8 protein-coding genes are annotated in these 13,515 nt (G+C 41.5%); 1 reads left to right on the forward strand and 7 read right to left on the reverse strand.

Going from position 1 to position 13,515, the window contains the following annotated elements; translation table 25 throughout:
- Window positions 1–42: 42 nt before the first annotated feature.
- A complete protein-coding gene (locus WC753_00700; protein MFA6079985.1) occupies window positions 43–759 on the reverse strand; it encodes a hypothetical protein in 717 nt (238 codons plus the stop codon).
- A 52-nt stretch (window positions 760–811) separates the two neighbouring features.
- Window positions 812–1,516, reverse strand: a complete 705-nt coding sequence (locus WC753_00705; GenBank protein ID MFA6079986.1) for an HAD family phosphatase — start codon at window positions 1,514–1,516, stop codon at window positions 812–814.
- Between the two features lie 108 nt (window positions 1,517–1,624).
- On the opposite strand from WC753_00705, the gene WC753_00710 reads away from it, so the two are divergent.
- Entirely contained in the window at window positions 1,625–3,157 is a 1,533-nt protein-coding gene (locus WC753_00710) for a S41 family peptidase (protein ID MFA6079987.1), read from the forward strand.
- A 10-nt stretch (window positions 3,158–3,167) separates the two neighbouring features.
- Here WC753_00710 and WC753_00715 read toward each other — a convergent pair whose 3' ends face one another.
- From WC753_00715 to WC753_00735, 5 genes are all read right to left on the reverse strand, one after another.
- The gene (locus tag WC753_00715) at window positions 3,168–7,751 is read right to left on the reverse strand and encodes a hypothetical protein (protein ID MFA6079988.1); all 4,584 of its coding nucleotides are present in this window, start codon (window positions 7,749–7,751) and stop codon (window positions 3,168–3,170) included.
- A 30-nt stretch (window positions 7,752–7,781) separates the two neighbouring features.
- A complete protein-coding gene (locus tag WC753_00720; protein ID MFA6079989.1) occupies window positions 7,782–8,576 on the reverse strand; it encodes a hypothetical protein in 795 nt (264 codons plus the stop codon).
- 223 nt (window positions 8,577–8,799) lie between these two features.
- Window positions 8,800–10,578 (reverse strand): M3 family metallopeptidase, encoded by a 1,779-nt coding sequence (locus WC753_00725; GenBank protein ID MFA6079990.1) that lies wholly within the window; start codon window positions 10,576–10,578, stop codon window positions 8,800–8,802.
- Between the two features lie 44 nt (window positions 10,579–10,622).
- Window positions 10,623–11,168, reverse strand: coding sequence for a hypothetical protein (locus tag WC753_00730; GenBank protein ID MFA6079991.1), 546 nt, complete (start codon window positions 11,166–11,168; stop codon window positions 10,623–10,625).
- A gap of 80 nt (window positions 11,169–11,248) precedes the next feature.
- The gene (locus WC753_00735) at window positions 11,249–13,504 is read right to left on the reverse strand and encodes a type IV secretion system DNA-binding domain-containing protein (protein ID MFA6079992.1); all 2,256 of its coding nucleotides are present in this window, start codon (window positions 13,502–13,504) and stop codon (window positions 11,249–11,251) included.
- Window positions 13,505–13,515: the final 11 nt, after the last annotated feature.

Raw genomic sequence — 13,515 nt, forward strand, 5'->3', positions numbered from 1 at the left:
ATATACAACTGTTATTCTGGTCATCCAAAAAAATATATCCATTTAGTGTCAAGAATGTGCATCTCCCTCTGTATGATTTTCCGATCATTGAGACCCATCTGAATCGGACGATAGAGATCATTGATCAAAATTTCGTTTCCCAAAAATCTCATTTCCTTTGCTATAGAGAGCGCCGAGAAAAAATCCTAATTTTGTGAGCCAATGAGAGAAAATTATTTTATAAAATGCGAAGAAAAAACCAATGAGAAGAATACTATATGCTCGATCCATAATCCATAGGTATATCTGTGCATTCGTAAAAAATGGTGTCTGTAAAAATGTGCGTGAATAGAGTGGTGCGTCTCTCATTATAGGGAGAATACCAGAAGAAAGTGAGAGAAGAGCTACTCCAAACAACACAAAACAAGCAGAAAGTATAATGATTTTTGATACAAACCATAGAGATCCACGGACCATACCGCGTGCATGAATTCCGACACTGATAGGTGAAAAGAAAAACAGAAAGACCATAATGACATTTGAAGAAAACAAAAGGATTCCCCTATTATCTACAATCAAATTTCCAAAAATAAGAGTACGAGTAATATCTGGGGTGACAAACGTCATCTGATACACAAATAAATAACATCAAAGCCCGAGAAGTGCTCCGAAAAAAGCTTCATATACTTTATGGGGTCCGTAAAGAAAAAAGAGCACAAGAGCAATGATATAACTGAGGATGATAAGTCCATCGACAGAATTTGCGAAAAAATCAAACATAAAAAAAGAATTGAGGATACTTCTCATAGTAAAGAAAAGCTATAACTTGCAACTATTTTGTGAGGACATTGTGTGATTCTATAAAATCAATAACTTGAGAAAAATCAGAAATTCAGTAATTTGCATTTTTGAGACACTCTTTGTCAGGATGACGAAAATGATGATAGTAGATACTTCTCGCCCCGCACGCTTTGGCTCAGAGAAGTCACGGAAGACCATCTTCTATTACGAGGCATTCCGAAAGAGGGACATTGAGTCGTTCCGCGGAACGAATCCATACTTCCGGATCTGGCTTGTGATATGAGAGGTCTTCGGCTCCGATAATATTGAGATGATCGTGGATACCGAGTGTGTCTCAGAGGAAATACTGAGAGATCCCCATGATGCCGAGGATGCGTATCACCCGATTTGCCCGAGAATTGGATCCGATAGCCAATTGGATGTGATTATCCTGACAGTATCGGAAAAACACCAATAATGACGGATCCGTTTCGAGTCCGGCAGACATACTCTTTGCCTGCTGCTCATCAATATGGGCTATCATCTCATCAAAATCGATAGTGTATCCGTACGACTCATTGAGATAATCAACGATTTGACGAATAGACTTTGCAGCAAAACCACTCCTATCCCATTCAGATTTTTGGATCCGAATATTTTTGAAGCCAAAAAATGACCACAATGCTCAGAACATATGAGGTTCCGTATGAGCTATGACTCCGTCAAAATCAAGCAAAACAGCACGGATAGGAATCATATTTTTTTAAAAAACTACTATTATATTGAACAGTATTGTAATAGAAAAACACCAAAAAGACACTTTTTTCTCCTTGTATAATAAAAAACACCCGTACACTTTATCTCTATGAAAAAAATACTTCTTCTCTTCTGTTTTCTCCTCGGAAGTGGGTTTGCTTTTGCAAAAGATTTGACCATTGGTGATACTTTAACGTTGTATTTCAATGATCTTTTCCCAATAGTTTATACGAGTCATAGTGACATCGTCCTCAAGTATACAGATATTGGTAATAAGCCGTGACTCAGATCAGCACTTCAGAGGGGCATATACTATGATATGATAGCAAATACAAATTCTGCTCTCAATCCAGATACACAGATGAAGGATAAAGTCTTCGCTACACTGCTTAAAAAACATTTTGGGATTGAGATCACAACAGATGATTCGTATCTTACATCTCATGATTATGAAGTATTTATGAAAAGCATAAAGCTCTCATTCGTGTATACTCTGCTACAAAAACTCAATACTTCACCAAATATAAAATCTGCTGCGACTGCCATTCCACCAGTTTCCAGACTCTGATTAACAAAGAATTACTATGTCCTCAATGAAGTCTATAGTATCATAAAAGATAATCATCTCGATGCCGATACGATCTCTGATGAAGCCCTCATTTATGGAGCAGCCGAGGGAATTGCAGCTAGCACTGGGGATGAATACACACAGTATTTCCCACCTGAATCATCTCATGTTTTTCAGCAAAGTCTCGAAGGAAAAATAGCATGAATTGGGGTGTTACTCGATCGTGATAGTAAAGATGTCCTGATGATAAAAGAAGTTATCAAAAAAAGCCCTGCAGAAAAAGCAGGTCTCCAAATACAAGATAAAATCCTCAAAATAGATGGAGTACTAGTCGATACGAACAACGGTATCGAAGATGAAATCCTACGACTCAGAGGCAAAGAAAAAACAACCGTGGTTTTGACTGTCATATCTGGCAGCCAGACAAAAACGGTCACCATCACTCGAGCCATTATTTCTATTCCTATCGTGGAAACGCAAGATCTCGAAAAGGCGCAGATTATTACGTATCGTGAAGTAGCATTTTGAACGGATAAAATACTCGGGGAAGCGCTCCAAAAATTTCTCGCAAGTGGTAAAAAAAGACTTATCCTCGATCTCCGCGATAACCCAGGCGGATCCATGCTGGAAACGAGAAATATTCTCAATTTTTTCATCGATAAAGGTAGTCCTCTCGTCACGCTCAAGTATAAAACAAAACAAAACACCTATTCTGCGACAATGCCTCAGATGACAGACTGGTCACGCTATGAAATCATCGTCCTCGTGAACAAAAATACCGCTTCTGCCGCTGAAGTCATCGTCGCCGTACTCCGAGAATATATGATGAGTAACCTCGTCGTCATCGGTGAAAGAACGTATGGAAAGGGCGTCGTGCAAGAACTGCTTTCGTTCGACGATAATTCTCTCCTCAAATACACTGTGGCAGAATGGATCACTCCAAAGAAACTCTCAATCAATAAAGTCGGCATCAAACCAGATATAGTGCTCTCACTTGATATCAATGCTTGGAAGAAAAACAAAATAGACACTCAGCTCGTTGCAGCAGAGAAATATGTATTTCCGAAAAAATAATTCTAGATAATTATAGTCAGTTCAAAGGCGTCGGAGGGGGAACTGTGTCATCATCATCTTGCCCCTGTTGAGACCCCTGACCGCCCTGTAAGAGTGAATCTTCCGGTCTTCCAAAAGATTTTCTCTGACGTTTTTTATGATGAGTATCTCGAAGCACAGATTCTGTCTCATCAAGTGTCTGACGTGTAACTTGTCGTATCGGTGCCTGCGGAGGGGCGCCCGATGTATCAAATTCCCCTTTCTCGATTTGTGCGAGCGTTAATTCTTGAGTCTCTACTTCCCCTTCCACGACTGCTTCAAATCTCTTCCACATCGTCGTCCGATACTTCATACTCTCTGCAAATCCTTTCGTGGCGGTGATTTCCTTTGCTCGTAGATTGATTTCATCCATTTTCATTTTGTAGTCCTTAAATCGTTTTTGTGTGGCATCGGAAGTAGCTGGTTGTGTGAGCTCTTGTACATCAGCAAATCCTAAAATCATCGAAGAAATATTGTAGTAAGAAGCTTTTCTTTCATTACTCCATTTGCGTTTTTGGAGCATATTTTTAATCGGTGGAAGGTTTTTTTCATAGAGGGATTGGCAGATACGATCGATATATACCGTATTCCCTCCCATCCCCATTTGTTCCGCCATAGTTTTTGCCAAATCCGGCATAGCGTCAAAAAAACCACGCATTTCATTGAAGACACCATCCTTGTTTGTACCACCTGTTCCTTCTGCAAAAGCATTGGTGATATTGGCATCGATATATCCATCCCAATCAATCCACGCCATCGGGTATCCTATTTCAAAATTTTTCCTAAAACGAAAATGGTCACCATCATAAAAAGCATTTCCCCCTTCTCAGTGAATACTCGAGTGAGTGGGAGAGCTCTGCATATCGTGAAGTCTCCCATAATATGCTTGTATTCTACCTGATCTTTTTCTGAGCTCTTCATACTGTGGTTTTTTATCTGCTGGGACGGCATCGAGGAGCTCATCAAAGAGTGGTCTATCATTGATCAAGAGATTTAGCATCGGATCTCGCATACCAGTCATCTTGTGCATCATTTCCTTTCAATATTTTTTCCAAAATTTCTCAAACTGTTTTGACCACACTTTTATGTTTGATCCGCTAATACGTGGTGTCGCACTTTTTATAAGTTTTTCGAGTTGGCTTCCAGGATTTTCTATATCACCCTCTTTTGGCTCCAAAGTATAAGCAAAAGCAACACCTGTTTCACGAAATACATCCCCGAGATCCTTGTTTTGTGCAAATACAAACATCGGTACTTTTGTAGTTTTCTGAAATTCTTGACGAAGATGCTCTTGGGTAGCAGGGAGTAACTGTTGTTCGCGATTTCCAAAAAGCAGGGCTGCATAGGGCATCGTCGAAATAGCTGTCGGATATCCTTCTCCGAGCCAGAGCGGAGTGGCACCACCAAATGCTTCGGTCGGTTTCCCGGAAATCACCGCCTGCATCATCCATTCCAGCTTTCGCTCCATAGTATCGCGTTCATTGAGGTTTCATACTCAACCATCGATCAGATGCTTATGAGCATCGTTCTGGTATTTTTGAAATCGTCGACCTAGATTTTTCAGGAGAGGATGCTGAAAAGCATTAAAGAGTTCTCGACATGCCTGTATTTCTGAAAGGGGTGCGCCTGACTCCTTATTAATTGGTGGTTTTTCAGGTGGATGTGCTGGCATATGTGAAGGAAATCCTTCCATCACGATATCAGCATGATGTCGTATTTTATTATACCAAAACCACTCGCACCGCTCCCCAAGGTGATTAAAATTTCGTGGATCATTATCCTCCCAGTTATAGGGATAGAGCTGTCCAAAGTTATTCATGGAAGCAAACATCGCCGCCATAAATTTTGGAGCGGGAAAGTCCTCAGTTCGTGCCCATTTTTTGATCAATCGAGTACGATGATAACTTCCCATACCATCTATCTTATCAACCAGCTCTTGGAGATAGGATTGAAAACTTCCATTTGAATCAGCGACCATCAGAGAGGGCCATTCTGCCCAGTTCAGCACGCCGCTTAATGGTCCATGATTGTTTTGCAATTTTTCTATCGCGAGAGCGGCTGTGAGTTTACCGTGGAAGGCATGTTCTTTGTGATGTCACTCTTCCCATGCCTTAAATGGAGCTGTCCAGAGATCTCCATGCAAGAGTACTCAGAGACTATGAGCGTGCATCAATATATTTACCCATCCTATTTTTCCTTCTTTTTTATCTTGTGCTTTAAATTTTGGTGAGATATCTTCTTTGGTGAGTTCATAAGAATTCGTCTGCAGATAGGACCACAGCAATTGGAGCGGTATCTGATAAGGAGTGCTACCAATAAATTCTGGCTTTTGTTTAAAGATTCATTTCTTTGCATCAAACTCTGTTTGTTTAAATGTCCCCCGACTCACCGTCACGAGATTCCCTTCAATTTTTGAAATATGGAGATCTTTATCATCACCGACTTTGATAATCGTCTTTTCAGAAAAATTACCATTTTTATCAAATTCACCGAAGACACCATCTTTGATGGTTATTTTCTCATTTTTCTTTTGATTTCCTTCATTCAGAGCATGTACCTTACTCTTCATCAAACGGTTAAACTGGTCCTGCCCCATACGATCTCCTGGCTTCCCAAAAGGAATACGATAGACTCATTTATCATCATATGATGCCTTGAAATGTTTTAACTGCGTCACGAATTCACTGAAGGTCAGTTCTCTCCTCGAATCTGCTCCTTCTGACCAACCATCCCACACCCGGACATATCATGGGCTTCCTCCTTCTGGTTCGACGATTTCTTCGATCTCAAACGTATCGAGCTCGCTCTCTTTACACAGAGCAAAGACCATACCGGTACAGAGCTTTCTCTCTCCAGGATTTGATGATTCTCGAGGATTGCCTTTAGTCCCATATAGCAGCTTATCGACTTCCTCATTGAGAGCATCTTCACTCTCTATTTCTATACTCCCGTAGCGAGATTTGAGTTCTTGTTTTGCTTCTGTGTCCGTGTAAAAACTCACCTTATCTGCACTCAGAGTCTTTTGTAATTCTTCACTCTCCAAAGTACCCCCATCGCTGATAAAATCAATCTCTCCCCCATCAGCACAACTATCGAGATATTCGAAAAATTGCGGTCCTGTCTTCGTCTGTGGGATGCCGGCACGAGAAAGCCGTCCTCCATTTTGATTATTACCAAGGAATCGGAGCTTCACCTCTCATGGCTCACCGTCTTCACTGAGCGTGTTGCCGAGTGTGCGCTCTATCACATAGTATCCTATCATATCTTTATCACCAGGTCCTTTACTTTTCCAACGCATCACCACACCAGGAGCAAATCTGTCGAGGTTTTTTATCCTATTACCCTGGGATTCTTCCAGCTTTGCGACGAGTCCATCATCAGTCATGACTTCATCTGGCTTAAATCCATGATTATCTACAAAAACATCCTCATACTCCATCCCTGGAATACTGGAACTTCATACATGTCCACGAGCAAAATCATTTTTTTGCTGCAGACGGCGTGCAGAAGAAAGCCCTCCGAGAATACGAAGCTGTGTTTTGATATCGAGATTTTTGGTAGAGATTGCGTTGGTAGCCAAGCTCTCTCATCGGGCCTGTCTGGCAGATTCATCTCTCTGCGCTTTGATAGCACTCTCCCAGTCAGCATCCCGAGATCCTTCGGTGTGTGTATTGACCTGGTACTGTGCAAGGAGCTTTTTAGCTGCCTCTTGATCTATCTCTTGAAGGTTTTCAAGAGAAATAGTAGGGACATATTGTCGTACGAGAAAGTTGCGAATCCTCTCTTTATTTTCTCTCGAAATCAATGAATCTGGACATGAAAAAAATGCCTCATAATCAGCCGTCAGATCTCATTCACCTCCTTCTACCTGTACTCTCCGAAATGCCGCTTTGACATCTTCTCCTTCCTGAATGCGGATACCACCGAGCATCGTCGACCAGATGGCCTGAACACGACGAGAGCTCTCACTCGGAGGAAGATTGGCAATCTTGCTATGAAGATCATTAAAATCAATATCGTCGAGTGTCTTTTCTGTAAGTGGCGATGGAAGTGCCTTGTTTAAAGTTTTTTTGCGTTTTTTCCCTGATTCCAAAAAGATATTGAGCCCTTGTGAGGTTTCATGTTTCTTGAGGTACTCACGCACGATACCTTCTTGAGAAGAAGTGATAGTATATTCATCTCTCAATGTCTCGATACAACCATCGAGCATTTCCTCTCTCGCACTGTCTCTGATTTTTGTATTATGTGTTATCTCATACATAAACTGGTTCTCGAAACACTTCGTATTTGTGAGAAATGTCTCAAAAGCATCCTCTCATTCCCCTATTCCTATTTCCCTTTTAAAATCAGCACTTTTTCACGAGAGATCTCTCTTGAAAAGCTCTTCGAGCTGAGCTTTAGTGATTCTACCATTATGATACTCTTTGATTTTTTCTAGAATCTGAGGTTTTTGTGTCAATTGTTTACAGTACTTTCCTACCTTTCGCACCTGATCTATTTTTGTCATACCCTCCTGACTTGGTCAATTGAGTGCTTCAGTACTTTCTGCAGGTCATGTAGTTCCTCCAGTTGTCATAAAATTATTGTACGAATAAAATCAGGATGTCTATGATTTTTGTTTCTTCCACGCCGTCCACGCACCTGAGAAGACGAAGGCGAGGAGGAGGAAAATCCAAAATTCAGGACCGGATTTTGGTTCTGTTTGTTCTGGGGTGATGACCACTTCCTCTTCAGGACCAGCTGCATCGAGAGGAGGGGTGATACTTTGTTCAGTAGTAGGTGGAGCAATAGCTGGTGGTGGTGTCACGGCCTCACTCTCTCCAGTACCGAGATTACCAAGTATACAAATATTTCGTGACTTTCCTGTCGATGTCTCAGCGGCAGCAGGATCGTAGTCATCATAGGCAAGATTTGTTTTGATAAGAACGGTATCTTTTGTTCATTTACCAGCCAAGCTCAGCTTAACACCTGTTTTGAGTGTATAGAGATTTTTCGTCATACCTTTGTCAATATAAAATTCTCTATCGCCGAGTGTGCCAAGTTCGTACCATACGATATCAGTATCAAATTCCCAGATTTGAGTCGCATCTGTCGGAGTGACAGTCACGTCTGCAGAAGGGATAATCGTCGGATTCGTTTGTCCACTTTCCAAAATGGCCTCACTCAATGTGCCACCGCCATGTTCCCAAGGAACTTTTACAGTTGCGAGCTCGGCGGTCCATCCTGTGGGAGTTATTTTTGTATCGTATTTTTCTGTATAACAGACATCACACGAATTGGTATCAAACAGTGGATCTGTCGCACAGTCAGCTTTCACTGGAGCCGCAAAAGCGGACATACCAGCAGAGAAAGTGAGCACGGAAGCCAAAAGAATGGCATTTTTCAGAGAGAAGTGGGTCATAAAAAAGTGATTACAAAGACACTATAACCGATTTTTTGGGAAAATGCAAATAAATGATCATATATTCTAGTTAAACAAGTACCAAGTGACCAGTTCCAAGTACCGAGATGCTCATTATTGGTGTATCAAATTATCTCGTTCTCTGATTATTTTTTCAAATATTCCTTCCTATGACTGTTACTATGACTATTACTCCTGGGTTTTCTTATCTTATGTTCTATCTCTATTTTGCTATCTTCTCAAATTCCCCTACTAACTCTTCAATTACCGCAAAAGCGTTATCGTAGAAATCAGGTTTGAGAACATCGATTCCGATAGAGTTCAAGATATCGACTGGCGCAACGCTTCCTCCTGAACTGAGCAGAGAGACGTAATCTTCTATCATTTTCGGTCATTCACTCTTGTATTTTTGAACGAGCGACAGTGATGTCAGCATCCCAAATGAGTAAGCGTAGCAATAAAACGGTGTCGAGAAAATATGTGGAATCGACGACCAACCATAGTTCTTTTCTGGCGTCAGAATAGGCGTAATCGCAGTACCGGAGAGTTTCTTACTTTCTTCATCCCACCAGAGATTGAGCTCTCGGTAGGTCAGCTCCCCTCCCGCGTGAATATATTCATGGACTCTCCGCTCAAAACTCACGTACATAATCTGCCGATGAATCGAACCAAAGACATCCATCAGTTTTTGATTGAGAAGTTCCAGTTGTTCTTCAGGACTGAGCGTCGCTTGAATCCGCTGCATCAGGAGATTCTCTGAGAAAATACTCGCCGTCTCAGCGAGAACAAGTGGTGCGTCGTAGACCGGTGAGGTCTGAATCTGAGCCAGATGGCCATGAATCGCGTGTCCCAGCTCATGGGCGAGCGTGAACACATCATTGATGGTCTCCGTATAATTCAGGAGAACGAAGCTCTCAACCCCCTTATCATAGCTCGCAAATGCCCCACCACGCTTTCCCGCCTTTGGAAAGGCATCAATACGGCCCTCCTCTATCATTGCCTTCGCATAGTCGTGAAATCGCACGTCAAAAGACCCGAACATATCAAGTACCATCGTGCACGCCTCCTCGTAGGGAATTTTCTTTTCTATGGAATAAATCGGTGCTCCGATATCATAACCATACAATTCAGAAACTCCGAGATGCTTTTGCTTCGCTGCGAGAAATCTCTGATACAGAGGAAAATGCTTTTGAACTTGGGCTATCAAAACATCCACGACATCATCGGGAAGTTGTTCGCTGATATTTCGCTTGCTCATAACAGTCTTGTAACCACGGAGATCAATCGAACTACTCCAATTTTTGATAATGCCTGAATAGAGATTTCAAAAGGTTATCTGATTTTGATGAACGAGATAGACGGATTGCAGCGATTCAGACGCTCTGCGTCGGATATCACGGTCAGGATTACGAGAGAAAGCACGAATCTCTTCTTCAGTGATTTTTTTCTCGACTCATTTTTCATCGGTCCAAGGGAATTCAAATGAACTGCGAAGCTCCTCATGAAGACCAAAAATACCGAGGGCACGAGACTTTTTTGTCAGAGCCAATTCGACATCTTCACCGAGCAAATATTGCACCGTATCTGCCTGTTGCACAAGGTCATTTTTGTAGGCCGTGAGAAGAGGACTTTCAGAAAATGCACGAATTGCATCCGCTCCGAGTTCTTTCCATTCTTGACTGATAAAAAGCGTCAATTCCGCGAGCTGAATCCCGAGATACTCCAGCTCTCCGAGCTTTTTCTGTACCTCTGTATCCTGCGTATCAAGCGACGAAAGGTACGAGAGATAATGCATCGTCTTCTTGCCAACCATACTCAAGGTCTCAGAATACTCGTAGTACTCCAGCACCTCTTCTGGCGTAGTAAAAAGCCGAATCTTTCCGCGATATCGATCAGCAAACTCCCGCGTAATCGGAAGCCATGTCGCAATATCCGCGTCAATACGTGGATCAGTCAAAGTGTCGTAGAAATACTGTGGAAGATTCCAGGTGGTAGTAGTCATGCCTGGATTATAGTTTTTTAATAAGAAATCTCAAACCTACTTTTTTATCTAGAAAATAAACTATCTGTCTCCTCTGTAAAAAGATCAAATTTCTCGGCAGTTTCTTCTATAAAATCATAAATTTCTTCAAGCGTCTCTGGAGTAAACTGTTGATACTTTTGATTAATTCATACTTTATCAAAATTTAAATTTATATATGCATATCTATCTTCATCGGTAGTTTCCCAGTCAGCATGAATAACAGCATTTCGTAAGGTAGCGCACATTTTAAGGTCTTCGATAAAAGTGTTGAACATAGAAATATCCTTTTGCATTCCTGTTTCAATTAATCGAACTAATCGACTGAATAAATCTACTTTAGGAGAAAAATTCATTTTATGAATTACAGCCGATCATATTCCATCTGTTCATTCAGTGATTAATTCACAAATAGCACTATTCAAAAGTGAGTCTAAGGAATTGAAACTATACACTATATAACCAATCAAAGGTGCGGTCTCTTCCAAAAAATCATCGATATCGTCACTTGGTGAATGATTTTCACTTAAGTATTGCCCCATGGGTTTACTTTTATTCTTCACATTCATCATAATAAAAGTTTATACAATATATTTTTTTCTTCGCCCCTCAAAAACAAATGAACTAATTTAGATATGCTCTCAATAGCTCTTTATAACAACGGCTGAAAGAAATCCCCTTCCACCTTCAGTGTTTCCATGCTCTGAATAACATCGGCATCAGTACCAAATATTTTCGCTTCGACATCTTTTCGAGGACGAGAATAGGTCTTGCGAGAGAGATCCCAGATTTCCTGCGAATAATCATACGGCAGTTTCGGCACATTCATCGTACGAGCAGAAAAAGCTTCGGTATTTTCACCATCTATATTGATCTTCAGATACATCTCTCGCACACCGAGATTCATAATATCGGGGACACTAAAGACGGGTTCGTATTCTTTTTCGAGAACACCCGCATCTTCAGCTCCGACTCGGAATGAGATAATATTTGCCACATTTCCGAAGATAGTTCTGCGGAGACTCGATGACAGCTGATCCATATATTGGTGAGCGACGGTGATATTGAGCTTGTACTTTCGCACTTCTGAGAGGATATTTTCAAAGGAATCAGTGGCAAAGTTTTGAAACTCATCGATGTAGACAGAGAACGGCGTACGATCTTCCTCAGATTTTTCGGCACGCATCATCGCGACCTGATAAATACGAGTAATCATCATCGCTCCTATCAGATTCGCATTGGATTCTCAGAGCTGTCATTTACTGAGTTTTACGAGGAGAATCTTTTTATTGTCCATGATGTCTGCCAAGCTCATCGCATTATTCGTCTGACAGACGATATTTCGTATCATCGGAGAACTGACGAATTGTGCGACTTTGTTCAATATCGGCATAATCGCTTCACTGTCGAATTTTTCACTCCAAGCGGCAAATTCATTCGTCCAGAAGTTTTTGACCGTCTGATCATTCAGTTGTTTAATAACAGCTTGACGATAGTCTCGGTCAGTCAGGAGTTTGATAATAGAGAGCACGGTCGCTCCACCGACTTCGAGGAGTGCCAGGACACAGAAGCGCATCACATGTTCGAGACGTGCATTCCATGCCTGTCCGAAGAGCTTTTTAAAAATCTCTAAGAAGCTATTGGTAAATTCTTGGCGGTATTCCTCAGGGACATCTTCGAGCGGATTAAATCCTACGGGGAAATTCAAGTCGGTCGGATCAAAAATCACCACATCTTTTTTACGATTTTCTGGGATATAGCGGAGGATATTGTCGACGAGATCACCGTGCGGATCGAGAAGCGCAAACCCGCGACCATTGATAATATCTGAGTAGCCAAGCAGCTCGATAAGTTTTGATTTACCAGAACCAGACTTACCGACGATATAGAGATGACGTGCTTTATCGGAGGTCTTGAGACCAAAGTGAATTTTTTGACTGCGATAATTCGTGATGCCAAATTTGACAAGGTCTTTTTCTGGCACGTTTTCATTCGTCGGCAAACCGAGGGGTGGTCGAGCTTTACGAGAGAGGATGCGGAGGATATGAGGGACTTTGTCTTTTGGCTGTGGAAAGGTCCAGAGCGTCGCGATCTCCTCAGCTCAGAGATAATATTTTCTTCCTTTCAGAACGGGTGCCATGATATTTTTTGCATCTCCTTCGTGCATTGGATCGACATCAAACACAATCTGATTTTCACGATTTTCGAGATCATAGAGATTCTTGAGAAGAGCAAACATCTTCGCACGTGCCACCGCTTGTGATGAAGACTGAATATAGCACGTTATCTTCGCATAGTAGAGATTTGCATGATTTTTATGTTCATATTTATGCTGAGCATCATGCGTACGGATATTTACTTTTGTATCGAGAAATCGACGTTTGACATTCATCGAATTCTTGATCATATGCCATTTGTGACGGATTTTCCGAGAGAAATCCCAGATAACATTGTGTGTATGAGCTGGCATCAGAGCAATCTGAAAAGTACATTTATCGGTCAAATCCAGGTCAGCAGTTTGTGAAAGAATCTTTTTGATAACGCCTTCTCCCCCATCGAGATACGTCTGAATAGGGAAAAAATCACGTTCACGCATTGAGATAGATGCCTTGACTGAGAGGGCAGGATTATAGTGCATCGGACTTTTCACTTCTTCTATTTCGATATTTTGAAACGTCGTATAAAGCTGATTTTCGATAACTGGCTTTTCTTCTGCTGTCACTTGGAGACTGAAGAAGAGCTTGTGTCCCACCACGTGAAAATCAAGACTAAAGACTGAGTGCCCCAGGGTAGGATGTAGGGCCTCCAGCATCTGCGTCACATCGACTGGTCATCCAGAAAAATCCGAAGGAATTCGGATAACGAGAGTAATATTTGGACTATGATGGTGTCAATGACCGTGGGACATATAACACTATT

Source organism: Candidatus Gracilibacteria bacterium (assembly GCA_041660965.1).
GTDB lineage: Bacteria > Patescibacteriota > Gracilibacteria > BD1-5 > JAGOOR01 > JAGOOR01.